General features: G+C 64.8%; 22 protein-coding genes. 14 read left to right on the forward strand and 8 right to left on the reverse strand.

Annotation, left to right across the window (positions count from 1 at the left end):
• The first annotated feature begins 3 nt into the window (after nt 1-3).
• From glgX to treY, 3 genes are read left to right on the forward strand one after another with little or no spacing between them, the layout of a single operon-like run.
• Nucleotides 4-2082 (forward strand): glycogen debranching protein GlgX, encoded by a 2079-nt coding sequence (glgX, locus tag AC0L21_RS20215; protein ID WP_473263582.1) that lies wholly within the window; start codon nt 4-6, stop codon nt 2080-2082.
• On the forward strand, nt 2079-3830 hold the full coding sequence (treZ, locus tag AC0L21_RS20220) for a malto-oligosyltrehalose trehalohydrolase (RefSeq protein WP_473263583.1): 1752 nt from the start codon (nt 2079-2081) through the stop codon (nt 3828-3830). The genes glgX and treZ overlap by 4 nt, the downstream gene beginning before the upstream one ends.
• Nucleotide 3831: 1 nt before the next feature.
• On the forward strand, nt 3832-6618 hold the full coding sequence (gene treY / locus AC0L21_RS20225; RefSeq protein WP_473263584.1) for a malto-oligosyltrehalose synthase: 2787 nt from the start codon (nt 3832-3834) through the stop codon (nt 6616-6618).
• Between the two features lie 3 nt (nt 6619-6621).
• On the opposite strand, the gene AC0L21_RS20230 is transcribed toward treY, so the two are convergent.
• A complete protein-coding gene (locus tag AC0L21_RS20230) occupies nt 6622-6939 on the reverse strand; it encodes a polyhydroxyalkanoic acid system family protein (RefSeq protein ID WP_473263585.1) in 318 nt (105 codons plus the stop codon).
• Nucleotides 6940-7124: 185 nt separating this feature from the next.
• Between AC0L21_RS20230 and AC0L21_RS20235 the strand changes: the two genes are divergently transcribed.
• Complete coding sequence (locus AC0L21_RS20235; RefSeq protein ID WP_007595743.1) at nt 7125-7289, forward strand: DUF3309 family protein; 165 nt, start codon at nt 7125-7127, stop codon at nt 7287-7289.
• Between the two features lie 93 nt (nt 7290-7382).
• Here AC0L21_RS20235 and ligD read toward each other — a convergent pair whose 3' ends face one another.
• Nucleotides 7383-10067, reverse strand: coding sequence for a DNA ligase D (gene ligD / locus AC0L21_RS20240; protein WP_473263586.1), 2685 nt, complete (start codon nt 10065-10067; stop codon nt 7383-7385).
• Between the two features lie 118 nt (nt 10068-10185).
• Between ligD and ku the strand changes: the two genes are divergently transcribed.
• Entirely contained in the window at nt 10186-11070 is an 885-nt protein-coding gene (gene ku, locus AC0L21_RS20245) for a non-homologous end joining protein Ku (RefSeq protein ID WP_473263587.1), read from the forward strand.
• Between the two features lie 143 nt (nt 11071-11213).
• Here the strand turns inward: ku and AC0L21_RS20250 are convergent, their stop codons facing one another.
• The 6 genes from AC0L21_RS20250 to AC0L21_RS20275 all read right to left on the reverse strand — a co-directional run bounded on the left by AC0L21_RS20250 (nt 11214) and on the right by AC0L21_RS20275 (nt 19458).
• On the reverse strand, nt 11214-11903 hold the full coding sequence (locus AC0L21_RS20250; protein WP_473263588.1) for a response regulator: 690 nt from the start codon (nt 11901-11903) through the stop codon (nt 11214-11216).
• Entirely contained in the window at nt 11900-14623 is a 2724-nt protein-coding gene (locus tag AC0L21_RS20255) for a DUF4118 domain-containing protein (protein ID WP_473263589.1), read from the reverse strand. The genes AC0L21_RS20250 and AC0L21_RS20255 overlap by 4 nt, the downstream gene beginning before the upstream one ends.
• A 37-nt stretch (nt 14624-14660) precedes the next feature.
• A complete protein-coding gene (locus tag AC0L21_RS20260) occupies nt 14661-15263 on the reverse strand; it encodes a K(+)-transporting ATPase subunit C (protein WP_473263590.1) in 603 nt (200 codons plus the stop codon).
• Between the two features lie 110 nt (nt 15264-15373).
• A complete protein-coding gene (gene kdpB / locus AC0L21_RS20265; protein WP_473263591.1) occupies nt 15374-17488 on the reverse strand; it encodes a potassium-transporting ATPase subunit KdpB in 2115 nt (704 codons plus the stop codon).
• Nucleotides 17489-17553: 65 nt separating this feature from the next.
• The gene (gene kdpA, locus AC0L21_RS20270) at nt 17554-19257 is read right to left on the reverse strand and encodes a potassium-transporting ATPase subunit KdpA (RefSeq protein WP_473263592.1); all 1704 of its coding nucleotides are present in this window, start codon (nt 19255-19257) and stop codon (nt 17554-17556) included.
• Nucleotides 19258-19368: 111 nt separating this feature from the next.
• Entirely contained in the window at nt 19369-19458 is a 90-nt protein-coding gene (locus AC0L21_RS20275) for a K(+)-transporting ATPase subunit F (RefSeq protein ID WP_018454042.1), read from the reverse strand.
• 439 nt (nt 19459-19897) lie between these two features.
• On the opposite strand from AC0L21_RS20275, the gene AC0L21_RS20280 reads away from it, so the two are divergent.
• From AC0L21_RS20280 to AC0L21_RS20320, 9 genes are all read left to right on the forward strand, one after another.
• Nucleotides 19898-20368, forward strand: coding sequence for a hypothetical protein (locus AC0L21_RS20280; RefSeq protein ID WP_473263594.1), 471 nt, complete (start codon nt 19898-19900; stop codon nt 20366-20368).
• Nucleotides 20369-20388: 20 nt separating this feature from the next.
• Entirely contained in the window at nt 20389-20667 is a 279-nt protein-coding gene (locus AC0L21_RS20285) for a hypothetical protein (RefSeq protein WP_473263596.1), read from the forward strand.
• A 126-nt stretch (nt 20668-20793) separates the two neighbouring features.
• Nucleotides 20794-21048, forward strand: coding sequence for a hypothetical protein (locus AC0L21_RS20290; RefSeq protein ID WP_473263597.1), 255 nt, complete (start codon nt 20794-20796; stop codon nt 21046-21048).
• Nucleotides 21049-21072: 24 nt separating this feature from the next.
• Nucleotides 21073-21990 (forward strand): 4-hydroxy-tetrahydrodipicolinate synthase, encoded by a 918-nt coding sequence (dapA, locus tag AC0L21_RS20295; RefSeq protein WP_473263598.1) that lies wholly within the window; start codon nt 21073-21075, stop codon nt 21988-21990.
• 174 nt (nt 21991-22164) lie between these two features.
• Nucleotides 22165-22356, forward strand: coding sequence for a hypothetical protein (locus tag AC0L21_RS20300; protein ID WP_473263599.1), 192 nt, complete (start codon nt 22165-22167; stop codon nt 22354-22356).
• A gap of 17 nt (nt 22357-22373) precedes the next feature.
• On the forward strand, nt 22374-22760 hold the full coding sequence (locus AC0L21_RS20305) for a hypothetical protein (protein WP_473263720.1): 387 nt from the start codon (nt 22374-22376) through the stop codon (nt 22758-22760).
• A gap of 90 nt (nt 22761-22850) precedes the next feature.
• Nucleotides 22851-22979, forward strand: a complete 129-nt coding sequence (locus AC0L21_RS20310; RefSeq protein WP_473263600.1) for a hypothetical protein — start codon at nt 22851-22853, stop codon at nt 22977-22979.
• 159 nt (nt 22980-23138) lie between these two features.
• The gene (upp, locus tag AC0L21_RS20315; RefSeq protein ID WP_018454040.1) at nt 23139-23774 is read left to right on the forward strand and encodes a uracil phosphoribosyltransferase; all 636 of its coding nucleotides are present in this window, start codon (nt 23139-23141) and stop codon (nt 23772-23774) included.
• A gap of 33 nt (nt 23775-23807) precedes the next feature.
• The gene (locus AC0L21_RS20320; RefSeq protein WP_473263601.1) at nt 23808-25391 is read left to right on the forward strand and encodes an AMP-binding protein; all 1584 of its coding nucleotides are present in this window, start codon (nt 23808-23810) and stop codon (nt 25389-25391) included.
• The last annotated feature ends 14 nt before the right edge of the window (nt 25392-25405 follow it).

Below are 25405 nucleotides of genomic sequence, written 5' to 3' on the forward strand. Positions count from 1 at the left end.
ACGATGCGCCTGACTGCTGGATCGCCCGCACGCCTCGGCGCAAGCTGGGACGGACGCGGCACCAATTTCGCGCTGTTCTCCGCCAACGCGCAGAAGGTCGAGCTGTGCCTGTTCGACATGCAGGGCCGCCGCGAACTCGAGCGCGTCGAGCTGCCGGAGCGCACCGAGGATGTCTGGCACGGCTATCTCAACGACGTCTCGCCCGGCCAGCTCTACGGCTACCGCGTGCATGGCCCCTACGAACCGGAGCACGGCCACCGCTTCAACGCCAACAAGCTGCTGCTCGACCCCTATGCCAAGCGGCTTTCCGGGCGGCTGGTCTGGAGTGACGCGCATTTCGCCTATCGCACCGGAAGTCCACGCGAGGACCTGTCGTTCGACCGGCGCGACAACGCGCGCGGCATGCCGAAGGCCGTCGTCGTCGACGAGACCTTCAACTGGGGCCGTCGCGAGATCCGGCCCAACATTCCCTGGGAAGACACCATCATCTACGAGGCCCACGTCAAGGGACTGACACAGAAGCGCGACGACGTGCCGCCGAATTTGCGCGGCACCTATGGCGGCCTGTCCTCGCCGGCGATGATCGAGCACCTGAAGAAGCTCGGCGTCACCACCGTGGAGCTTCTGCCGGTGCATAGCTTTGTCGATGACCGCATCCTGGTGGAAAAGAAGCTCGCCAATTACTGGGGCTACAACACCTTGTCCTTCTTCGCGCCCGAGCAGCGCTACGCCCAGGACAACGCCCTCGATTCCTTCCGCACCACGGTCGCACGCCTGCACGATGCCGGCATCGAGGTGATGCTCGACGTCGTCTACAACCACACCGCCGAGGGCAATCACCTCGGCCCGACGCTGTGCTACCGCGGCATCGACAACGCCTCCTATTACTGGCTCAACCGCGAGAACCCGCGCTATTACGACGACTTCACCGGCTGCGGCTCGTCGGTGAACCTCACCCATCCGCGCGTGCTGCAGATGGTGATGGATTCCCTGCGCTACTGGGTCGAGGTCTGCCATGTCGACGGCTTCCGTTTCGACCTCGCCACCACGCTGGCGCGCGGGCCGAACGGTTATGATCGCGGCAGTTCGTTCCTGACCGCGATCCGCCAGGACCCGGTGCTGGCGAGCGTCAAGCTCGTCGCCGAACCCTGGGACCTCGGCCTCGGCGGCTATCAGGTCGGTGCATTTCCCTCGCAATGGTCGGAGTGGAACGACCGGTACCGCAGCGCCATGCGCCGCTACTGGAGCGGCGAAGGCAGCCTGATCGGCGACATCTCCAGCCGCATGACGGCGTCCTCCGACCTGTTCAACCACGACGGACGGCGGCCGCGCGCCAGCGTCAACCACATCACCGTGCATGACGGTTTCACCCTGGCCGATCTCTTCAGCTACAACGAGAAGCACAACGAGGCCAATGGCGAAGACAATCGCGACGGCTCCAACGACAACCACAGCAACAATTGCGGTGTCGAGGGTCCGACCGACGATCCCCAAATCGTCAGCTTGCGCCGGCAGCTTCGCAAGAACGTGCTGGCCTGCCTCATGCTGGCGCAGGGCATTCCGCTGATCCTCGCCGGCGACGAGGTCGGGAATTCGCAATCAGGCAACAACAACGCCTATTGCCAGGACAACGAGGTTGGCTGGGTCGGCTGGGACAATCTCGGCAAGGACGGCGACGACATGGTCGATTTCGTCGCCGAGCTCGCCGAAATCCGCCGCCGGTTCTCGCAGCTTCGCAGCCATCGCTGGCTCGACGGCCGCCCCAAGGACGGCATCTCCTACGGCGCGCTGTGGCTGACGCCGGCCGGCGACGAAATGACGGAAAGCGACTGGAAATTCCCGGAAGGGCGGTTCCTCTCCTATGTGATGGGGCCGATGGAACCCGGCAGCGCCGCGATCTTTATCGTACTCAACGCAGCCCCCGAAGAGATCGCATTCAAATTGCCAAAAATGACCGAATACAAGAGTTGGCAGCAAATCCTGAACACGACCGACGCCAAGCTGAACACGGTCGACTTCCAGCCCGGGAGCGACAGCAAGGCGCCGCCGCGCTCCGTGCTCGCTTTCGCGGGGGCGCTATGAGGCCATCCTTCGGGGCGAGGCCGACGAAGGACGGCGTGTCGTTCCGGCTGTGGGCGCCTGCCGCGCGCCGCGTCGATCTCCTGCTCGACAGACGACACGCGATGCAGCGCCGGCAGGATGGCTGGTATGTCGCCGAGATTGCCAATCTGCCCGTCGGCAGCAACTACAAATTCAGGATCGACGACGAGATCGACGTGCCCGATCCGGCGTCTGCATTCCAGCCCGACGACGTGTTCGGCCCGAGCGAGGTGATCGATCACGACGCCTTTGCCTGGCGCGCATCCGATTGGCGCGGCCGTCCCTGGGAAGAGACGGTGCTGATCGAGACGCATGTCGGCACCTTCACCGCGGAAGGCACCTATCGCGCCATGATCGACAAGCTCGATCATCTCGTCGCCACCGGCATCACCGCGATCGAGCTGATGCCGCTGGCCGACTTCGCCGGTCGTCGCGGCTGGGGTTATGATGGTGTATTGTGGTACGCGCCCGACAGCACCTATGGTCATCCCGATGAATTGAAGACGCTGATCGACGAAGCACATCTGCGCGGGCTGATGGTGTTCCTCGACGTCGTCTATAATCATTTCGGGCCCGAGGGAAATTACCTCGGCCGCTACGCGCCGACCTTCTTCACCGACGCGCACACGCCGTGGGGCAGTGCGATCGATTATCGCGTGCCGCAGGTTCGCGCTTTTGCCGTCGAGAACGCGCTGTCGTGGCTCAGCGACTATCGCTTCGACGGCCTGAGGCTTGATGCCGCCAATCACATCATGGCGATCCCCGGCGAGCAATCGATGCTGCAGGACCTCAGCGTCGCCGCGGGCGAGCTTGCCAAGGCGACGGGGCGGCACATCCATCTCGTGCTGGAGAACGGCGACAATCGCGCGAGCCTGCTCGATGCCGCGCAGGAGCCCCCGAACAGCAAGTTTCGCGCCCAGTGGAACGACGACTACCACCACGTCTGGCACGTGATGCTGACGGGCGAGCTCGCCGGCTACTATGCGGACTATCAAACGCCGCGGCTCGATCTCGCACGCGCGCTCGCCTCCGGCTTCGTCTATCAGGGCGAGATCTCGGAATTCTGGGGCAAGAAGCCGCGCGGCGAGAAAAGCGACGAGCTGCCGCCGGCAACCTTCGTCAACTTCCTGCAAAACCACGACCAGATCGGCAACCGGCCGCTCGGCGACCGGCTCGAAAGCCTCGCATCGCCCAAGCAGATCGAAGCAGCACTCGCGGTGACCCTGCTCGCGCCGATGGTGCCGATGCTGTTTCAGGGCGAGGAGTGGGGCTCCACCGTGCCCTTCCCGTTCTTCTGCGACTTCCAGGGCGGCCTGGCTGACGCCGTCCGCAAGGGGCGCAGGCAGGAATACGCCTGGGCCTACGAGAAGTACGGGGACGAGGTGCCCGACCCGCTCGATCCGGCAACGCTGCAATCGGCCGTGCTCGACTGGACCGGCCACACGCCGGAGCAGGATGCACGTCTCGCGCTGGTGCGGGAGCTGCTCGCTCTCCGCCACAAGGAGATCGCGCCACGACTGAAAGCTGCGCGCTTCGGTGATGCCGCCGTGGCCGATAGCGGCCTGCTCACCGCACATTGGCACATGGGAGATGGCGCGACGTTGCGCCTCGTCGCCAATCTCTCCGACAAGGACGCCGCATATTCCGGCGGTGTGGGCACCCTGATCTGGGGCGGCCCGACCGGCGACCGGTTTGCGCCCTGGTCGGTGGTCTGGCGCCTCGGAGTTTGACATGGCTTCAGCCGTTCCTCTCGCAACGTACCGGCTTCAGCTCACCGCGGATTTCGACTTCGACAAGGCCGCCGCGGTCGTGCCCTACCTGAAGGCGCTGGGAATCACGCATCTCTACACCTCGCCGGTGATGAAGGCCCGCAAGGGCTCGACGCACGGCTATGACACCGTCGATCACAGCCAGTTCAATCCGGAGCTCGGCGGCGAGGCCGGCTTCGCCCGGCTGAGCGAGGCGCTGACGCAGAACGACCTCGGCCTCATCATCGATTTCGTACCGAACCATGTCGGCGTCCACTTCGCCGACAATCCCTGGTGGCTGGACGTGCTGGAATGGGGCCAAGCCTCGCCGCACGCCGTCTCCTTCGATATCGACTGGGATCAACTGGCCTTCCGCGCCCGTGGCGGCGTGTTGCTGCCGATCCTCGGCGCGTCCTATGGCGAAGCGCTCGAGAGCGGCGACATCGAGCTGCGCTACGATGCCAACGAAGGCAGCTTTTCCGCCTGGTATTTCGAGCACCGCCTGCCGATCGCGCCGGAGCGCTATGGCGAGATGCTGCGGATGATCGTGAAGGAAGCCGACGCCGCCGAGACCGAGGCCGGCAAGCGCCTGCTGTCGCTCGCGACCCGCTACACGGGACTGCGCCGCCCCAACCGCAAGGAAGCGCCCGGCTTCAAGGCGGAGCTTAGGGAGATCGCAGGCAGCGCCGATATCATCGCGCGCGGCCTCGGCGCCTATCGCGCCGCCAAGGACCGCCCCGCGCAGACGCTGGCGCTGCATCATTTGCTGGAGCGCCAGCACTACAAGCTCGGGCACTGGCGGCTTGCCTCCAGCGACATCAACTATCGCCGCTTCTTCGACGTCAACGGGCTCGCCGGCATGCGCGTCGAGGATCCCGGTACGTTCGCCGCCACGCACCGGCTGGTGAAGCAACTCATTGCCGACGGTAAACTGCAAGGCATCCGGCTCGATCATATCGACGGCCTGCGTGATCCCGCGCAATATTGCCAGCGGCTGCGCCGGCTGGTGCGCGACGCGCAGGGCGCCACAAAGCCGTTCTATACGGTGATCGAGAAAATCCTGTGCGAGCACGAGCGCCTGCCGCATTTCGCCGGCGTCCAGGGCACCACCGGCTATGAGTGGATGAACGCCATCACTCACGTTCTGGTCGACGCCAAGGGGCTGGAGGCGCTGGACGAGACCTGGCGGCAGATCAGCAACCGCCCGCCGCGGCTCGCGCCTTATGTCAAGGACGCCAAACGGCGCGTGCTGGAGACGCTGCTGACCAGCGAATTCACGGTTCTGACCCGCCTGCTTGCGCGCATCGCCAACGGGCACTACTCGACCCGCGACTTTTCCGCCGACAGCCTGCGGCAGGCGCTCGAGCTCTACGTGCTGCATTTCCCGGTGTACCGTACCTACCTGACGACAAGCGCGCCGACCGCAAACGATCGTAAGCTGATCGACGACACCATCGAGCACGCTCGCCGGGAATGGTTCGCCGCGGACGAAGGCATTTTCGACTTCCTGCGCGACGCGCTCACCATGGATTTGCTCAAGCCTGGCCGTCCCCCGCACAGCGCCCCGCGCGTGCGTCGGTTTGCGCTGAAGGTGCAGCAATTCACCGGGCCGATGATGGCGAAGTCGCTGGAGGACACCGCTTTCTATCAATTCCACCGGCTGCTCGCCCTGAACGAAGTCGGTGGCGATCCCGCGAGCAAGGGCCTCACCATTCCCGCTTTTCACGAGATCATGCAGACCCGCGCCAGGGAATGGCCGCAAGGGATGACGGCGACCGCCACGCATGACACCAAGCGCGGCGAGGACGCCCGGGCACGGATCGCGGCCTTAAGTGAAATTCCCGGCGAATGGACCAGCGCCGTGGCGCGTTGGAAAGTCCTGAACGCACCGCACCTCGCGCTCGACGGCAATCTGCGCGCTCCGTCGGCCACGTTCGAATACATGCTCTACCAGACGCTGCTCGGCGCCTGGCCGCTTGGAGAGACGGCCGATGCCGGCTTCGTCGCGCGTATCCAGGCCTATGCGCTCAAGGCCGCACGCGAGGGCAAGGAGGAGACCAGCTGGCTCAACCCGCACGAGGCCTATGAGAACGGCGTCCAGAGCTTCATCGCGAAGATCCTCGATCCCGCGCAATCAGGCGAGTTCCTGGAGGCACTGAAAACCCTGGCTCGCCGCGTTGCGCTGCTCGGCGCGCTGAACGGGCTGAGCCAGGTCACGCTGAAGGCGACACTGCCGGGCGTGCCCGACTTTTACCAAGGCACCGAATTCTGGGACCTCTCGCTGGTCGATCCCGACAACCGGCGCCCGGTGGATTTTTCCGCGCGACACGCGGCGCTGGGCACGCTGGACAATCCGGATTGGAATCATCTGATCAAGAGCTGGCCGGACGGCCAGCTCAAGCTGGCCTGGACGCGGCACCTGCTCAAGCTACGCAATGAGCTGCCCGACGTTTTCGCGCGAGGCGACTACCAGCCGCTTCAGGTGCGGGGCGCACATGCCGACCATGTCGTGGCCTTTGCCCGCCGCCACGGCCGCACTGCTGCGATCGTCGCTATCGGGCGCCACTTCGCACCTTTCACGCAAGCAGGACGCGAATGGCCGGCGTTCGAGGGGCTCGACGCCACCATCGACGTCACAGGCTATAGCGTGCCGGGATTTGTAGGCAACGATCTGCCGCTCGCGCAGGCGCTTCGCGGTTTTCCAGCTTCGGTCATCCCGGCGCGCCCCGCGGATGCGGCGAAGCCGGTGCGACAGCGCACCCGCGCTTGATTGCTAGCTTTTCGCGTCTTTGCCCAACAGCAGCTGGCCGCGCTTGCGGATCGTGGCCTGAGCCATCTCCGCAAAGCGCTGCAATAGCCAGGGCAGCACCACCTGCACCTTGACATGGTCGTCGGCGACATCGACCTGCCCCGTCGCGATTTGCCCGAGCGCGCGGATGCGGAAATTCATGCTGTCGCCGTTCCAGCGCTCCTCCTCGACCTGCATCACGGGAACGCTGGCGGCAGCACGGCCGAGCCCGGTCTTGAGACGACGCACCGCCTCCTCGCGGCCGAGGCGGTGGGGAATAGAGACGACAAGCGGTGCTGACATGGCTCTGCCCGGTTAGTGATTAAATCTCACATAGTCATGCCCCCCGACACCGCAAAGGTTCCATGCAAGTGGAGCGTGCAACCGGTGTTTCATTGGGGGAACTTTAAAACCTGCGGCAAGTTGCCCTCGCACCACGGGACAGGTTGCAAGAGACCCTTCCAACGAAGGGCTGGAGGAGATTTGGCATGTCTATCGGTACGATCATTCTGATCATTTTGGTCATCGCGCTGCTCGGCGGCTTCAGCGGCATCGGCGGCGGCCCGTTCTACGGCACCGGCTATTACGGCGGCGGCGGCCTCGGGCTCGTCATCGTGATCCTGCTGATCCTGCTGCTGCTGGGACGGATCTAGCCGGGTTCGGTAGGTGGGTTAGCCGCAAGGCGTAACCCTCCTCTTTTCTTTCCGCGTCAACAGAAGTGGTGGGTTACGCTTCGCTAACCCCCCCTACTTCTTTTTCGCCGCGAGCTTCTTGATCGCCGCCTTGATCGACACGGCCGCATCGTCATAACCATCCCACGCCTTCGATCGCGCCAGCAAGCCTGGCACCGTTCGCACCGTGTACCGCTTCGGATCGAGGTCGCTCTTCACCTGCGCCCACGTGACCGGCATCGACACAGTCGCACCATCGCGCGCGCGGGGGGACAGCGGGGCCACCGCCGTCGACATGCGGTCGTTGCGCAGATAGTCCAGGAAGATCTTTCCCGTTCGCAGCTTCTTCGACATGTTGAGCAGATAGCGCTCGGGATCGTCGTCCGCCATCCACTGGCAAACGCCCTGCGCGAAGGCCTTCGCCTCTTTCCAGCTCACCTGATCGCGGGCGCCATGACGCAAGGGCACCACGACGTGCAGGCCCTTGCCGCCGGTGGTCTTGCAGAAGCTTTCCATGCCGATGTCGGTCAGCCGCTGCCGCATCTCCTTGGCGGCCTCGACGACCTCGGCGAAGACGACGTCGGGCGCCGGATCGAGATCGAACACCAGCCGGCCCGGGGTATCGTAGGCGTAGGGCGCGCAATTCCAGGGATGCAGCTCGACGCCGCCGATCTGCGCTACCGCCGCGAGCCCTTCGATGCGGTCGATCTGCAAATAGGGCTTGCGGTCGCCGGAGACCCGCGCGAGCTCCAGAAGGTTCGAGGTGCCCTGCATGGCGTGGCGCTGGAAGAAGCATTCGCCCTTGATGCCGTCAGGGGCGCGGATCAGCGAGCACGGACGGCCCTTCAGGTGGACGATCATCCATTCGCCGACAGCTTCGAGATAGCGCGCGAGATCCAGCTTGGTGACGGGATCGCCATTGCCGTCGTCCGGCCAGAGCTCCTTGTCCGGCTTGGAGATGACGACTCCCATCACTTCGGCACTGCCGGCTTGCGCTGTTCGTTCGCCGGTCTTCGCTTTCGCGCGCGGCTTGGCCTGCCGCCTCGTCGAGGGCTCGGCAAGCTCGGTATCGACCGGTGTCTCGGCCTCGACCTCCTCCGCCGGCTTGTCCTGCCGTAGACCCTTGAAGGCGGCCTGGCGGATATTGCCGTCGGCGGTGAAGCCGGCGAACTCGATCTCCGCCACGAGCTCCGGCTTCAGCCAGTGCACCTCGCGCGCTTTTTTCGGTGCGTTCTTGCCGCCAAAGGGGCTTTGCTTGGCCTCCATCGCCTTCAAGGACGGCATGATGCGCTTGACCTTGTCGGCGCCGAAGCCCGTGCCGACCATGCCGACGAAGGCGAGATGATCGCCGCGGTGCACGCCGGCCATCAGCGAACGGAATTTGCCATTGGTGGTCTTGTAGCCGCCGATGACGACCTCATGGCCGGCACGGCATTTAGCCTTGGTCCAGCTTTCTGTCCGCCCCGAACGATAGGGCGCGTCGAGCTTCTTCGACACCACGCCCTCAAGCTCGAGCTTGCAGGCCGACTGCAGCACGGCGTCGCCGCCGCTTTCGAAATGCTCGACATAGCGAATCTGGCTCGATTTGCGCTTGCGCGCCTCCAGCAGCTCCTTCAACCGCGCCTTGCGCTCGCCGAGCGGCAGCCGGCGGTAATCGAGACCTTCCGCAAACAACAGGTCGAACGCGAAGAAGATGAGCTCGTCGGTCTTGCCGTCCGACAGCGCGGCCTGGAGCGACGAAAAATTCGGTGCTCCGTTATGGTCGAGCGCGACGATCTCGCCGTCGATCATCATGTCCGGCTGCGCGCCCGCTTCCTTCGCGATGCTTGCGAATTTTCCGGTCCAGTCGAGGCCTTTGCGCGTCTTCAACGTCGCCTTGCCGCCTTCGACCCGCAGTTGCACGCGGTAGCCGTCGAACTTGATTTCGTGGCACCAGCCATCGCCGCCCGGCGGGCGCTCGACCGAGGTGCAGAGCTGCGGCGCGACGAAATCAGGCATCTCCGCCTTCTTCGCGGTCGTCGCGGTTGTGGCCTTCTTCTTTGCCGTCTTGCCGGTCTTCAACGCCGCGCGGGGTGCCGGCGTGACCGTGCGCTCTTTCGCCTCGTCCGCCCGGTTGGACTGCCAGACCGCGTCGGCCTTGGCCTTGGTGCCCTTCGCCAGCATGAACGGTTTTGGTGCTCGCCCCTTGCCTTCGGCGATCTGATCCATCACGCGGCCGGAGGCGACCGACTTGTCCTGCTCGAGAATGTCATTGTCTGCGCCCTCGCGAACATATTCGTCGCGATGCTTGATCAGGAGCCAATTGGTCCGTTTGCCGCCGGTGCGGTCGTTGCGCATGCGCACCAGGACCCAGCTGCCGTGCAGCTTCTCGCCATGCAGGGCGAACTTCAGATCGCCCTTCTTGAAACCGCGTTCGGGATCTTCGGATTCCCAGGTGCCGCGATCCCAAAGCATGACCGTGCCGCCGCCGTACTGGCCTTCCGGAATCGTGCCCTCGAAGTCGCCATAGTCGAGCGGATGGTCCTCGACCTCGACGGCCAGCCGCTTGTCGTGCGGATCGAGCGAGGGCCCTTTCGTCACCGCCCAGGACTTGAAGACGCCGTCGAACTCGAGCCGCAGATCGTAGTGCAGCCGCGTGGCGTCATGCTTCTGGATCACGAAACGCCGCTGCTTCGATGGCGCCACCGCGGCCTTGCCCGACGGCTCCGGCGTCTTCTCGAAATCACGTTTCTGTCGATACTTGGATAGTTTTTGCAGCACGATTGGTCCCGGATTCTCTTTCGGCGTGGAAGCCTATCACGGCCCGCATCCCACCCGGAACCAAAACCCCGCGGGACGGTTGGGGTTCCAAAATGACTCGTAGACGCTGGAGAACGGAATGGCACCGCGCGCCTATTGGAAGGGAACGTTGAAGCTCTCGCTGGTCAGTTGCCCCGTTGTGCTTTATCCGGCGACCACCGCGGCCGAGAAGACGCGATTTCACATGATCAACCGCGAGACCGGCAACCGATTGAAGCAGCAGATGATCGACGCCGAGACCGGCGACGTCGTCGAAAGCGACCAGAAGGGACGCGGCTACGAGCTGCGCAAGGGCAAGTATGTCGAGATCGAGCCGGAGGAGCTCGAAGCCGTCCAGATCGAGAGCAACCACACCATCGACATCGAGAGCTTTGTGCCGAGCGACGAGATCGACCAGCGCTACCTCAACCATCCCTACTACATCGCGCCCGACGGCAAGGCCGCGGTCGATGCCTTTGCCGTAATCCGCGACGCCATGAAGGACCAGGATCGCGTCGCGCTCGCCAAGATCGTGCTCACCAACCGCGAGCACATCATCGCGATCGAGCCGCTCGGCAAGGGCCTGCTCGGCACCACGCTGCGCTTCCCCTACGAACTGCGCGACGAGGACCAATTCTTCAACGACATCAAGAGCCCGAAGATCACCAAGGACATGGTCGAACTCGCCGGCCATATCCTCCAGACCAAGGCCTCCCATTTCGATCCCAGCAAGTTCAAGGACGATTACGAGAACGCGCTGAAGGCCCTGGTGAAGCGCAAGGCCAGCGGCAAGACAATCGAACTGCCGGAGCCTGAGGAGAAGCCGAGCAACGTCGTCAGCCTGATGGATGCGCTGAAGCAGAGCTTGAAGGGACGCAGCGGGAAGAAGACGGCGGCGAAGTCCCATGCGCGCCGGGCGTCGGGGCGAACGAGGGCCGCGAAGAAGACGCACCGGTCGACGGCGCGGCAGAGGAAAGCGGGTTAGCTCTCCGCCGCGCACTTCACTCTCTTCCCTCATGGTGAGGAGGCGCGAATTGCCGTCTCGAACCATGCAGGCCCCCGCTGCGGGAGTCGGGCCTTCATCCTTCGAGACGCGCGTTCCGCGCTCCTCAGGATGAGGATCGAAAGCTAGTCCCCCGCCTTTAGCCGATAGCCGATCCCCGTCTCCGTCAGCACGTATTGCGGCCGTTCCGGATCGGCTTCGATCTTCTGCCGGAGCTGGCGGACATAGACACGCAGATATTGCGCGTCGGTCAACTCATCCCAGAGCTCCCTCAGCAGAAAGCGGTGGGTGAGCACCTTGCCGGCGTGCTGCACCAGCACGCGCAGGAGGTCATATTCCTTCGGCGACAGTTTGACGTCGCGCTCGCCGACCTTGACGATCCGGCGCACCAGATCGACCGAGAGATCGCCGGCACGAAACACTGGGCGCTCGCCCTGGATCTGAAGCTGGTGCCGCAGCGCGGCGCGCAGGCGCGCCAGCAGCTCGTCCATGCCGAACGGCTTTGTCAGGTAATCGTCGGCCCCGAGGTCGAGCGCCTGCACCTTGCCGGCCTCGTCGCCGCGGCTCGACAGCACCACGATCGGCACAGCTTCATTGCGGGCGCGGATGGTACGCAACAACTCGTGACCCTGGATGTCCGGCAGGCCGAGATCGAGGATGATCAGCGCGGGATCCTCGCTGAGCTTCTCCAGCGCGGTCTTGCCGTTGGACGCCTCCAGGATCTCATAGCCTTGGGTCGAGAGCCCCATCCGCAGCAATTTGCGGATCGGCGGCTCGTCGTCGATGACCAGCACTTTGATCGCGGCGGCGCTCATGCGGCGGTATCCAATGCGTGGGTCCGGGCCGGAATGGGCAGACGGATGGTCAGTACCGCGCCGCTCCGGTCGCTGCGATTCGCGGCCGAGATCGTGCCATGCATCGCCTCGACGAAGCCGCGGGAGATGGCGAGCCCGAGCCCGGTGCCGGGGCGGACATGGTCGCCCTTCTGCACGCGATAAAACTTGTCGAACACGCTCTCGAGCTCCTCGGACGGAATGCCGTCGCCCTCGTCCGCAATCTGGAGCACCACATGATCGCTGTCGCGCCGGCTGCGAATCGAGACCGTCGCGTGGGGCGGCGAATATTTGGCGGCGTTGTCGAGCAGGTTGAACAGCACCTGCTCGAACAGCACCGCATCGAGCTGGAGCATAGGAAGGTCTGCGGCCAACTCCAGCTCCACCTTGTGGGCGGTGAGGATCTTGGCTGCACGGCGGAGCGCGCTGCCGACGATCTCTCCAAGATCGTGCAACGCAGCGTTGGGCACGATGGCGCCGGATTCGAGCTTGGTCATGTCGAGCAGATTGGCGATGAAGCGGTTGAGCCGTTCGGATTCGTCGATCACGGTGGCGAGCAGGTCGCGCTTCTCGGTGTCGGAGAGCGCGCTGGCGAGATCGCGCATGGTCGAGGCCGCACCCAGCACGGATGCGAGCGGCGTCTTCAGGTCGTGTGAAATCGAGGTCAGCAATGCGGAACGCAGCCGCTCGGATTCCACGGTGCGCTTGACGCGATCGACGTCCTCGACCAGCAGCACGCGCTCGATCGCCAGCGCGCCCTGGTCGACCAGCGCGTCGAGCAGGCGACGCTGGTCCGGCGTCAGCAAGGGACCTGTGCGGTCGTCGTCGATGCCGATGACGCCGATCGGGCCGCGCCCGGTGCGCATCGGCAGGAACAGCCGTTTTGCTCCCGGCAGCGTGTCCGAGCCGCGGCCTGCAGGGCGGTCATTGCTCCAGGCCCAGTTGGCGGCGGCAAGGTCCGCCTGATCGAGATCGTCCTCGGGGGGATAGCCCGACTTCACCGTGAGCAGGCCGTCGTCCGGCAGCAAGAGCACGACGCGGACCTTGAGCATGAGCGCGGTCTGGTAAGCGGTCGCCCACAGCACGTCGTCGAGCGTGCCGGTGCCGGCGAGCTTGCGGCTGAACGCATACAGCTGCTCGGTGGTCCTGATGCGCCCGATCGCGGTGTCGGCCTGGGTGCGCACCCGCGCTGCGACATTCGAGACGATCATCGCAACCACCGTAAACAGGACGAAGGCGGCGACGTTGGTCGGATCGGTGATCGTGAAGGTGTAGATCGGCGGGATGAAGAAGAAATTGTAGGAGAGCGAGGCCGCGACGGTCGCGAGCAGCGACGGCCACAGTCCATACCGCACAGCGACCGCCACCACAGCCGTCAGCAGCACGAGGTCCACGTTCTCGATGCCGAATCTCGGCTGAATCAGCTCGGCGGCGCCGAGGCCGACCAGAACGATGCCGAGCGCCTTCAGATAGGGCAGCGGATTGAACGGTTCCGAGCGTGCAGCGGTCTGCACCGACGTCTTCGGCGCGGGCTCGCCGGACAACTCGTCGCCCGGAATGACGTGAATGCTGATATTGCCGGCGCGGCCCACCAGATCATGCACGACGGAGCCGCGCGTCATCTCGAACCAGCGCGAGCGCGTCGACTTGCCGATCACGATCTGGGTGACATTGTTGCCTTGCGCGAAGTTGATGACGTCGTCGGCGATGCGGCGGCCGACAGCCGGAATGGTCAGCGCCTCGCCGCCGAGCGCTTCGGCAAGCCGCAGCGTGTCGGCGAGCTGGTCTCGCGCCTCGTCTGAGAGTTGGAGCGAGCGCCGCGTCTCGATCGAGATCGCAGTGAACGGCGCATGCAGCCGGTCGGCCAGGCGCTTGGTATAGCGCACGAGCCCGGCCGCTCGCGGATCTTCGCTGACGCAGACGAGGATGCGCTCGCCCGCTGCCCAGGGACCGGCGATCGCGTTCGCCTGCATGTGGGTGAGCAGCTGCTCGTCGACCCGTTCGGCGGTGCGCCGCAGGGCGAGTTCGCGCAGCGCGGTCAGGTTGCCCGGCGAGAAATAATGCTCCAGCGCCCGCTCGGCCTGCCTGGGGACATAGACCTTGCCCTCTTTCAGCCGCTGGATCAGATCGTCGGGCGTGAGGTCGATCAGTTCGATGGCGTCTGCGCGGTCGAACACCGAATCCGGCACGGTCTCCCGCACCCGCACATGGGTGATCTGCGCGACGACGTCGTTCAGGCTCTCGATGTGCTGAATATTGACGGCGGTGTAGACGTCGATGCCGTGGGACAGCAGCTCCTCGACGTCGAGATAGCGTTTTGGATGGCGGCTGCCGGCGGCATTGGTGTGGGCGAGTTCGTCCACCAGCGCGATTTTCGGCCGGCGCGCGATCACGGCATCGAGGTCCATTTCCTCGACAATCTGGCCGCGGTAGTCGAGCTTCTTGCGCGGGATCACTTCCAGCCCCCGCACCAGCGCCTCGGTCTCGGCGCGGCCATGGGTCTCGACGAAGCCGACCACGACGTCAAGGCCTGACTTGCGCCTGGCGTGGGCGCTTTGCAGCATCTCGTAGGTCTTGCCGACGCCGGGAGCGGCGCCGACGAAGATCTTCAGCTTGCCGCTCACGCCCTCCTCCCGGCGCGCGGCTTCCAGCAGCGCCTCGGGCGAAGGACGTTGTTCGGGATCGCGGCGCTCTCGGACCATCAGGCCAATATAATCATCGGCGCGGACCTAGCCTAGACTACTTTGTGGCACGATCGAGCGCGAGGTTCAGAGCCAACACGTTGACCCGGGGCTCGCCGATCAGGCCGAGCAGGCGGCCCTGGATGTTGGAAGCCACCAGTTGCTTGACCTGATCCTCCGGCACGTTTCGCGCCTTCGCCACGCGCGGCACCTGGAATTGCGCCGCTTCCGGCGAAATGTCGGGATCGAGGCCGCTGGCCGAGGTCGTCACGAGGTCGACCGGCACGGCGGCATTCGGGTTCTCGCTTTTGAGCTTGTCCACATCTTCCTTCAGCCGGTCGGCCAGCGCCTTGCTGGTCGGGCCGAGATTGGAGCCACCAGAATTGGCGGCGTTGTAGGGCGCCGGCACGGTCTTGGTCGAATCGCTCGGATCCGGCGCCACCGTCGCCGAGAGGCGGCCGTGGAAATATTTGTCGTCCTTGAACTCCTGCCCGATCAGGGCGGAGCCGACCACGTGACCGTCCTTCTCGATCAGGCTGCCCTGCGCCTGCGCGGGGAAGATTGCGCCGGCAATAGCGGTCATCGCCAGCGGATAGGCAAGTCCGGTGATGGCGGTGAGCACCAGCAGCAGGACGATGGCGGGGCGGATTTCTCTGAGCATGTGTTTCTCCTATTTCTTTCGTCATTGCGAGGAGCGAAGCGACGTAGCAATCCAGTCTCTCAGTCGTGGCAAGAATTCTGGACTGCATCGCTTCGCTCGCAATGACGGGGTTAAGCCAGGTGCAAGGCAACGACGACGAGGTCGATCGCCTTGATGCCGATGAAGGGTATGACGATGCCGCCGAGGCCGTAGATCAGCAGATTGCGCCGGAGCAGTGCGCCGGCCCCGACCGCGCGATAGGCGACGCCCTTCAGCGCCAGCGGGATCAGCGCGATGATAACAAGCGCGTTGAAGATGATCGCCGACAGGATAGCACTCTGCGGGCTCGACAGGTTCATGACGTTGAGCACGTTGAGCTGGGGGTAGAACGCCAGGAACATTGCCGGGATGATCGCGAAATACTTCGCAACGTCGTTGGCGATCGAGAACGTGGTGAGTGCGCCGCGCGTCATCAGCAGCTGCTTGCCGATCTCGACCACCTCGATCAGCTTGGTGGGGTTGGAGTCGAGGTCGACCATGTTGCCGGCCTCGCGAGCAGCCTGCGTGCCGGTGTTCATGGCGACACCGACGTCTGCCTGCGCGAGCGCCGGCGCGTCGTTGGTGCCGTCGCCGCACATCGCCACCAGCTTGCCCTTGGCCTGCTCGTCGCGGATCAGCTTGAGCTTGTCCTCGGGAGTTGCCTGCGCCAGGAAGTCGTCGACGCCGGCTTCCGCTGCGATCGCGGCGGCCGTCATGGGATTGTCGCCGGTAATCATGACGGTGCGGATGCCCATGCGTCGCAGCTCGGCAAAGCGCTCACGGATACCGCCCTTGACGATGTCCTTGAGCTGAATGACGCCTAGCAGCTTGCCGTCCCTGGCGACCGCCAGCGGCGTGCCGCCGGCCTTCGATATGTCGTCGGCAATGGTTTGGATCTCGCGACCGATGTCCGAGAGCCCGGCGGGCTGGATGGAACGAGCCGTGTTGCCCGAGGCGACCACCAGCGGCGCACCGCCGCCGACATAATTGAGGATCGCATCGACCGCGCCCTTGCGCACCGACGAGCCGCCGGCATCGACGCCGCTCATGCGGGTCTGCGCGGTGAATGGGATGAAGGTGGCTCCCAACTCGGCCATGTCGCGGCCACGGATGCCGTATTTCTCCTTGGCCAGCACCACGATCGAACGGCCCTCCGGAGTCTCGTCGGCGAGCGAGGCGAGCTGGGCCGCGTCCGCGAGCTCCTGCTCGGTGACGCCGCGCACCGGGCGGAAGGAGGTCGCCTGGCGGTTGCCAAGTGTAATCGTTCCGGTCTTGTCGAGCAGCAGCGTGTCGACGTCGCCGGCGGCCTCGACGGCGCGACCGGACATCGCCAACACGTTGAAGCGGACCAGGCGATCCATGCCGGCAATGCCGATTGCCGACAGCAGCGCGCCGATGGTGGTCGGGATCAGCGTCACGAACAGCGCAACCAGCACAACCACCGAGATCGAGCCGCCGGCATAGGCCGCGTAGCTCGGGATGGTGACGGTTGCGAACACGAAGATGATGGTGAGGCCGGCCAGCAGAATGTTGAGCGCGATCTCGTTCGGGGTCTTCGCCCGCTCGGCGCCCTCGACGAGCTTGATCATGCGGTCGATGAAGGTCGAACCTTGCGCTGCCGTGATCCGCACGCGGATCCAGTCGGACAGCACCTGGGTGCCGCCGGTCACCGCCGAACGATCGCCGCCGGATTCGCGGATCACGGGTGCGGACTCGCCGGTGATGGCGGCCTCGTTGACGGACGCGACGCCCTCGATCACCTCGCCATCGGAGGGAATGGTATCGCCGGCCTCGACCAGCACGATGTCGCCGACCTTGAGGTTGGTGCCCGGCACCAACTTGAAAGTGCGGTCAGAGCCGGTCAGCAGCTTGGCCTGGCTCTCGGTGCGGGTCTTGCGCAGCGATTCCGCTTGTGCCTTGCCGCGGCCTTCGGCCACGGCTTCGGCAAGATTGGCAAACAGCACCGTGAACCAGAGCCAGACGATGATCTGGAAGGTAAAGCCGAGATTCCCGCCGCCCGTGACGAGGTCGCGCAGGAAGATCACCGTGGTGAGCGCGGCCACGATCTCGACCACGAACATCACGGGGTTCTTGATCATCAAGCGCGGATCGAGCTTGATGAAGGACGCGCGGATCGCAGGCACGACGATCTTGGGATCGAACATCGCCGAGACGGACGCACGCTTTTGCAGTTTCATGGTATCCATGGAGGTCACTCCAAACAATCAGAAGGCTATCGATCAGAACACTTGCTGTTCAGAACACTTGCTGGTCAGAAGATTTGGCCGGCGTTCATCGCGAGATGCTCGACGATCGGACCGAGGGCGAGCGCCGGGAAGAAGGTCAGTCCCCCGATGATCAGGATCACGCCGACGACCAGGCCGACGAACAGCCCGCCGGTGGTCGGGAGGGTGCCCGCGGACGGCGGGATCGATTTCTTGGCGGCCAGCGAACCCGCAATCGCCATCGCGGGAATGATCATGAAGAAGCGGCCGACGAACATCGCGCTTGCCAGCGTGAGGTTGTAGAAGAAGGTGTTGCCGGTGAGGCCTGCGAAGGCCGAGCCGTTGTTGCCGGTCGCCGAGGTGAAGGCATAGAGCACCTCGGTGAAGCCGTGCGGTCCGGCATTTGCCATCGAGGCGACCGCCGCCGGATAGACCACGCCGACCGCGGTCCAGCCAAGGATCATCAGTGGCAGCACCAGGATCGCGAGCATTGCCATCTTGACCTCGCGCGCCTCGATCTTCTTGCCGACATATTCCGGCGTGCGACCGACCATGAGGCCCGCCACGAAGATCGCGAGGATGACGAACAGCAGCATGCCGTACATACCGGCCCCGACGCCGCCGACAATGATTTCGCCGAGCTCGATGTTGATCAGCGGAATCATGCCGCCGAGTGCGGTGAAGCTGTCATGCATGGCGTTGACCGCGCCGCAGGAGGCGGCCGTCGTGATCACGGCGAACAGGGAGGACGCGACGACACCGAAGCGGACCTCCTTGCCCTCCATGTTGCCGCCGGTCAGGCCGAGCGCGTGCAGGGTCGAGGTGCCGCTGGCTTCCGCCCAATAGGTGACGGCGACACCGGCGAGGAACAGCACGCCCATCACCGCGAGGATCGCCCAACCCTGGCGCTGGTTGCCAACCATGCGGCCGAACACGTTGGTGAGCGCCGCGCCGAGTGCGAAGATCGACAGCATCTGAATGAAGTTCGACAGCGCAGTCGGATTCTCGAACGGATGCGCCGCGTTGGCGTTGAAGAAGCCGCCGCCGTTGGTGCCGAGCATCTTGATCGCGACCTGCGAGGCGACCGGACCGACCGCGATGGTCTGCTTGGCACCTTCGAGCGTGGTGGCCTCGACATAGTCACCCAGCGTCTGCGGCATGCCCTGCGAGACCAGGAACAGCGTGTAGACGATGCAGATCGGCAGCAGGACGTACAATGTGCAGCGGGTGACATCGACCCAGAAATTCCCGACGGTGCGTGCCGACGCACGCGAGAAGCCGCGGATCAGGGCCACCGCGAGCGCGATGCCGGTCGCCGCCGACAGGAAGTTCTGGTGCGTCAGGCCGAGCATCTGCACGAGATAGGAGATCGTGCTCTCACCACCGTAGTTCTGCCAGTTGGTGTTGGTGATGAAGGAGATCGCGGTGTTAAAGGACAAATCCGCGGCGACCGCCGACTGCCCGGCCGGATTGAACGGCAGTACATCCTGCAGCCGCATCACGCCGTAGATGATGAGGAAGCCACCGACATGGAACAGCAGCATGGCGACCGTATAAGTGAGCCAATGCTGCTCGCGCTTCTCGTCGACGCCGGAGAACCAGTAGATGCCGGTCTCGATCGGACGCAGCACCGGCGACAGGAAGGTCCGCTCGCCGTTGAACACGCGCGTCATGTACCAGCCGAGCGGTTTTGCGAGCGCGACGATAATGACGCAAAAGAGAATGATCTGGAGCCAACCGATCATGGTCATGGATTTAACCCTTTAGGACTTGTGTCCTGCGCAGGAGCGGCAGGAGCAGCGCAAGCAGGCAGGCGACGAGCGCGGCGTCCGCCAGCAGCAGTTTGAGAAGCAGGAGCACGGTCAGAATCGCTCGGGCCGCAGCAGCGCGTAAGTGAGGTAGAACAGGAGGCCGAGCGAAACGGCACCGGCGAGCGAATAATCGAAGATCATGGTCTGCTCCCTCAGAGCCGTTCGCAGGCGTAGGTGTAGCCGATCGCAACGGCGAAGAAGCCGAAGCCCAGCGCCAGCATCAGAATGTCCATCATGGAGATACTCCTCGTTGCGCCCTTGATTTCGGCGCAACCGTTTCTCGGGAGACCCGGTCGGCGCGTGAAAAGAAATGCCGGTGCATTTCCACGGCGCCTACCGGGACTTTTGACCGGGCTGAAGTGCCACCGCGGGCATAGGTTTTCGAGACGAGGGCCATCGCGAAGATATAGGAATCTCATAAAAGGCCGGGACGATGGCGGAGGATGGCGCGCCACCGCTCCATCCCACACTTATGAAATCCTTATATCTACCGCCGCTTCCCCATCTCGTTTTCAAATGCCGCTTTGGCCATCTTGGAGACGCCGGCCGACTGACCGACGCCACCTCCAGGAGGCCTGACATGACCACCGCCGCTCTCCGACACTACGATCCACCGTCACTTGGTAACCGCTTGCGCAATGCGCAGGTGATGACGCAACCGTTGATGCTCGAGATCATCGACAAGGCCTGCCGGCGCTTCCCTTCACTCGGCCGAAGCGAGCGCACGGCACGTGTCATGCGCCTGATCGATGCCGAGGCCTGGGCCGATGCGACGCTGGCATTGATGGAGCTCGAGCTGCCGATGTGGCAGGTCCGCCGCCTCGCCTATGACGAGGGCGAATGGCACTGCGCGCTCTCGCGGGAGCGCGAATTACCGGACTGGCTGGACGCCGCGATCGAAGGATGCCATGGCGACCTCGCGATCGCCCTGCTGTCGGCGTTCGTCGAGGTCCAGGCACTCGCCGCGGAAGCGTCGCGGCCGAGCGTTCCCTCCGTTCGTCCTGTACTGGATCCGCTTTACGAACCGCTCGCCTGCGACAATTTCGGCTAGCGGCCTGACGGATTCACGCCGTGTCGCAAGCCCCCGACATTTCGCACACGCTGAGCCCGGCGCGCGTGATCGCACGCTTCGCCGTTCGCGTTGTGCTGCTCGTTGTCTTTGCCGCATTCGGCAGCGTCGGTTTTGGCCGAAGCCTCGCCGTCCTGCTCTGGATGTCGATCATCCTGTGCGTGCTCGCCGGCCTCGTCAGGCGCGAACCGCTGTTCAGCCCTGCCCTCAATCATTGGGACGAAGCTGTCGCCTTCGGCGCATTGTTCGCGCTGGTCCACATCGCCAATGATGTGGCCTGAGCGACCGGCTTTATGACCTTCCTATGAGATCGCCGCGCAGGCGCCCTCGAAATCATATTCGCAAGACAGGATATTGAGCGCGCAGGCAGGCCTCCCCCGCCGGCGTTGTTCAGAAGGAATACATCCGTGAAACTCGTCGAACCTCCCTCGTGCAGCTTCCTCTCGACCATTGTTTTCATCGGCCGCAACCATAGAGGACAATGGGTCGCGCAGGAGCAGAACGGCCTCTATGGCGGCCTGTTCGTCAGCCGCGCCCAGGCCGTCAAATATGCGCTGTTCGAGAACGGACAGCATCCGGAAACCGTCGTCGAGCTGCCGCGCGAGATCGAGCTCGACATGGGCAAGAACCCTAACACCATCGTCTCGCAGCGCGCCGCCTGAGCCGGCGCTCTTCCGCGGGAAGCCATGTTCATTCCTCCCTCTGCCTGGTTCACCGGCTTCATTCCGGATCTGCCGACGCCGTTCGACGCCGCTGACGCCATCGATCTCAAGGCGTTCGCAGCGCTCTGCGAGCGCCAAGTCGCGGCGGGCGTCTCCGCCATCGTGGTCTGCGAGACCGCCGGCGAGGCACCAACGCTCTCGCCGGCCGAGCAGGAGCTCGTGATTCGCACCGCGGTCGATGTCGCTCGCGGCCGCGTGCGGATCATCGCCGGCGCGCTGTCGAATTCGACCGGCCATGCCATCGAACTTGCCCGCCGCGCCGAGGCCGCCGGCGCCGATGCCGTGATGGCGGTGGTGCCGGCCTACAACAAGCCGATGCAGGACGGCATGCTCGCGCACTTCCGCGCCATTGCCGGTGCGACCGGTTTGTCCTTGATCCTGCACGACATTCCCTCCCGTACGCTGCGCCCACTCGCCGACGAGACGCTTCTGCGCCTCGTCGAATCCCGTCAGTTCGTGGGCCTGCGCGACGCAAGCGGTGACATCACCCGCCCGATGCGCCTCGCCCGGCTGCTGCCATCAGGCTTTCGCCTGCTCTCCGGCGACGACGTCACCGCCTTAGGCTATATCGCAAGCGGCGGCGACGGCGCGATCTCGGAGGTCGCCAACATCGCGCCGGGTCTGTGCCGAACGATCTTTTCCCAGGTCAGGCAAGGCCGCCTGCAATCCGCCCGCTACCTGCACAAGCGCCTGATCCCGCTCATCGCCTGCCTCGCCAAGGACAGCCCGGCGGCGCTCAAGAGCGCACTGAGCGTGCTGGGTCTGATGTCGCCGGCCACAAGGCTGCCGATCGTGCCGCTGGACGCGGCCGCGCAGCGGGAGGTGGTACGCGCCTTCGCGGCGCTCGCCGACGAGGAGCTGACTGACAGCGTCGGGGCCTGACGCCTCGCGTAGCGTTGCGGATATCGCATGCAGCCAAGGTGCGACCGCCGGCGTCTTTATGACATTCCTATGCGGCGGCCCCGGCGGTCATCTCGCAATCTTACGCTGCGGTGGTCATCATGAGAGGCAGATTGGAGCGGCCTTCTAGCCACTCCACAGACAAGGACTTTCAAGATGTCGATGCTGACACATAGCCTTGACCGGCCCTTCGGTGAGGCCGATCGCCCGTCGGGGATCTCGACCGCGCGCAAAGCCCAGCTCAAGCGCCTCGTCCTCGGCGCGCTCACGCTGCTCTCGATGGGTAGCGTACTCACTGCGCTGATCGCACTGAGGACCGCAATCTATGTCTGGCACATGCACGTCTGACCGGCATGGAGACCATCATGACCTTGCAGATGTGTGAAGAGGCCGCCATGGCCGCAATTAGCCTTCAGACTTCCCGTCGCGGAGCTCACATCAAACAGGCGGCAACGCTCAGGCCGCTCGATCCGGATGTCGTCAGCAACGCCATTCCCGCCTTCTTCATTGGGCGCAACAGCGCCGGCCTCTGGGTCGCGCGCGAAGCGAATGAACGTGTCGGCGGTCTGTTCCTGTTCAAGAGCTCGGCGGTGGATTTTGCCAACCGTCAGAGCGCACCGGCGCACTGCGCCCTGGTGTTCCCCACCGACACCTTCGAACTCGACGTCGAGAACCGCGGCAATTTCCTGATCGTGCTGGCGCAGCGAGCCAGGCAGATTCTTGCGCGCGTGGCGGCAAGGCTGTGGCCGTGATCGAGCTCAAGATCGCCATCCTGGTCGCATTGCTGGGTGCGTTGCTGCTCGGCACGCGCATCGGCGCTGCGCCTGCCCCGGACAGGTAACGTGCACCTCCTCAAGGGAAATCTCGAGCACGCGGTCACCACGACGATCCTGACCATGACGCTGAGTCTGGTCTGGGGCGCGATCCTAACGATCGTGATCACGCTCGTCGCGCGCGGGCTCGGGGTCTAGGATTTCCGCGCGGCGATCGACCGCCAATTGACCATGGCTGCCTACGAGGCAAGCAGCCGGGCGCACAGCGCGGTCGCGATGCCCGCCTGAGGCCACGTATCCCGCGGAAAATACCCGGCCGATCTGGCGAAATTTCATGGAACCGTGTAGATCGGTTTCATGAGCATCAGCAACGTCAACGTGGTCGCCCATCCCCTGGTCCAGCACAAGCTCTCCCTGATGCGGGAGAAGGACCGCTCGACCAAGAGCTTTCGCGAGATCCTGAACGAGATCGGGATGCTGCTCGGCTACGAGGTAACGCGCGACCTGCCGCTGGAGCTGGTCGAGATCGAGACGCCGATTGCTCCGATGCGGGCGCCCAAGATCGCCGGCAAGAAGCTCACGCTGGCGCCGATCCTGCGCGCCGGCGTCGGCTTCCTCGATGGCATGCTGGCGCTGATGCCCTCGGCGCGCATCGCTCATATCGGGCTCTACCGCGATCCTGATACGTTGCAGGCGGTGGAGTATTACTTCAAGGCGCCGCAGGACCTGTCGGACCGCACCGTGATCCTGATGGACCCTATGCTGGCGACCGGCAACTCGGCCTGCGCCGGCGCCTCGCTGCTGAAGGCGCGCGGCGCCCGCGACATCCGCTTCGTCTGCCTTCTGGCGGCGCCTGAAGGCATCGCGCAGTTCCAGAGCGAGCATCCCGACGTGCCGGTCTGGACCGCCGCGATCGACGAGCGGCTCAACGACCACGGCTATATCGTGCCGGGGCTGGGCGACGCCGGCGACCGGATGTTCGGCACCAAGTAGACAGGTTCGCGCGGTCGGGTTAGTCCGGTTGCCATGAGCGCCAATGAATTTTCGCTGCAATCGCTGATCCGGACCGAGGCGGCCTATCCGGCCTTCGTGTTCGATGGCACGCCGGTCTCGCGCGCGGAGTTCTCGGAAAAGATCGAGCAGACCGCCGCCTGGCTTGCCGCGCACGGTATCGGCAAGGGCGACGTCGTCGCGGTCTGGCTGGTCAACCGGATCGAATGGATCGCGCTGCTGTTCGCCGCCGCCCGGCGTGGGGCAATCGTCGCCGCCGTCAATACGCGCTACCGCAGCGCGGAGGTCGCGCATCTCCTGAAGCTGTCCGGCGCCAGGCTAATGGTGATCGAAGCCGCGTTCCGCTCGATCGACTTTGCTGCTATTCTCGCCGACGTTGCGAAGGACGAGGTGCCTGCGCTGCGAGAGCTCGCGGTGGTCGGCGGGCATGCGATTCCCACACATTGGCCCTGTGTGCGCTTCGATGCCTTCGAGAAGCGCTATCCGCCCGCCCCGCCGGCTCAGGATGATTTCGATCTGCCGGTTCTGCTCTACACGACGTCAGGCACGACCAAAGGACCGAAGCTTGTCGCGCATTCGCAGCGAACGTTGGCCACGCACGCCGCCTGCGTTGCCAAGGCGCTAAAGCTCTCACCGCAGCGCCATGCATTGCTGGCCATGCTGCCGTTCTGCGGCACCTTCGGCATGACGAGCCTGCTCGGCTTCGTCGCAGCGGGTGCGACCGTCCATGCGCTCGACGCCTTCGAGGCGGCACCGGCGCTGAAGCTTCTCCGCGAGTGCGGGATCACGCATGCCTTTGGCTCGGACGAGATGTTCCGCCGCATCCTCGCCCTCACAGACGCGGCGCGTCCGTTTCCGCCTCTCGAAGTCTGCGGCTTTGCCGCGTTCCAGCCCGGCTGGCGCGAGCTTGCCGCGGAGGCCGAGGCGCGCGGCATGCCGTTGCACGGCCTCTACGGTTCGAGTGAGGTGCAGGCGCTGTTCTCGATCGCACACTCGAGTGATGGCTTCACCGATCGCATCGAGGGCGGCGGCAGGCCGATGTCGCCGGAGGCCGGGGTCCGTGTGCGCGACACCGAGACCGGCGAACTCGCGGCTCCCGGGGTCTCCGGCGAGATCGAGATCCGGGCGCCGTCACGCTTCCTCGGCTACTACAACAATTCCGACGCGACGCACGACGCCATCACCGCAGACGGCTTCTTCCGCACCGGCGACATCGGCCGGCTGCGCGGCGACGGCTCCTTCGTCTACGAGACCCGCGCGGGCGACGCCATGCGGCTCGGCGGCTTCCTGGTTGCGCCGGGCGAGATCGAGGACGAGCTCAAAGCGTGCGCTGGTGTGGCCGACGCCCAGGTCGTCGCGGTCGATCTGAAGGGAAACGCACGCTGCGTTGCCTTCGTGATCGCCACCCAGGACCCCCACCACGAGCCGCCGCGGCAGGACGCGTTGATCGCGCGCCTGCGCGAGCGGCTCGCCGGCTACAAGGTCCCGGCGCGGATCTATGTCGTGGAGGCCTTCCCCGTCACCGACAGCGCGAACGGCGTCAAGATCCAGCGCGCCAGGCTTCGGGCCATGGCGATGGACCGGATCGCTGCGGAATAACGTCTATGGGCTTC

It is taken from the genome of Bradyrhizobium sp. WSM4873 (genome assembly GCF_055811355.1).

Excerpts from the sequence above, each read along its gene's own strand:
- AC0L21_RS20250 (WP_473263588.1), bottom strand. The coding sequence starts at position 11,903 with ATGAGCGCCGCCGCGATCAAAGTGCTGGTCATCGACGACGAGCCGCCG.
- AC0L21_RS20280 (WP_473263594.1), top strand. The coding sequence starts at position 19,898 with ATGACCACCGCCGCTCTCCGACACTACGATCCACCGTCACTTGGTAAC.
- AC0L21_RS20230 (WP_473263585.1), bottom strand. The coding sequence starts at position 6,939 with ATGTCAGCACCGCTTGTCGTCTCTATTCCCCACCGCCTCGGCCGCGAG.
- dapA (WP_473263598.1), top strand. The coding sequence starts at position 21,073 with ATGTTCATTCCTCCCTCTGCCTGGTTCACCGGCTTCATTCCGGATCTG.
- upp (WP_018454040.1), top strand. The coding sequence starts at position 23,139 with ATGAGCATCAGCAACGTCAACGTGGTCGCCCATCCCCTGGTCCAGCAC.
- AC0L21_RS20255 (WP_473263589.1), bottom strand. The coding sequence starts at position 14,623 with ATGGTCCGAGAGCGCCGCGATCCCGAACAACGTCCTTCGCCCGAGGCG.
- treZ (WP_473263583.1), top strand. The coding sequence starts at position 2,079 with ATGAGGCCATCCTTCGGGGCGAGGCCGACGAAGGACGGCGTGTCGTTC.
- kdpB (WP_473263591.1), bottom strand. The coding sequence starts at position 17,488 with ATGGATACCATGAAACTGCAAAAGCGTGCGTCCGTCTCGGCGATGTTC.
- glgX (WP_473263582.1), top strand. The coding sequence starts at position 4 with ATGCGCCTGACTGCTGGATCGCCCGCACGCCTCGGCGCAAGCTGGGAC.
- AC0L21_RS20235 (WP_007595743.1), top strand. The coding sequence starts at position 7,125 with ATGTCTATCGGTACGATCATTCTGATCATTTTGGTCATCGCGCTGCTC.
- AC0L21_RS20260 (WP_473263590.1), bottom strand. The coding sequence starts at position 15,263 with ATGCTCAGAGAAATCCGCCCCGCCATCGTCCTGCTGCTGGTGCTCACC.
- AC0L21_RS20305 (WP_473263720.1), top strand. The coding sequence starts at position 22,374 with ATGACCTTGCAGATGTGTGAAGAGGCCGCCATGGCCGCAATTAGCCTT.
- kdpA (WP_473263592.1), bottom strand. The coding sequence starts at position 19,257 with ATGACCATGATCGGTTGGCTCCAGATCATTCTCTTTTGCGTCATTATC.
- ku (WP_473263587.1), top strand. The coding sequence starts at position 10,186 with ATGGCACCGCGCGCCTATTGGAAGGGAACGTTGAAGCTCTCGCTGGTC.
- treY (WP_473263584.1), top strand. The coding sequence starts at position 3,832 with ATGGCTTCAGCCGTTCCTCTCGCAACGTACCGGCTTCAGCTCACCGCG.
- AC0L21_RS20320 (WP_473263601.1), top strand. The coding sequence starts at position 23,808 with ATGAGCGCCAATGAATTTTCGCTGCAATCGCTGATCCGGACCGAGGCG.
- AC0L21_RS20300 (WP_473263599.1), top strand. The coding sequence starts at position 22,165 with ATGTCGATGCTGACACATAGCCTTGACCGGCCCTTCGGTGAGGCCGAT.
- AC0L21_RS20275 (WP_018454042.1), bottom strand. The coding sequence starts at position 19,458 with ATGATCTTCGATTATTCGCTCGCCGGTGCCGTTTCGCTCGGCCTCCTG.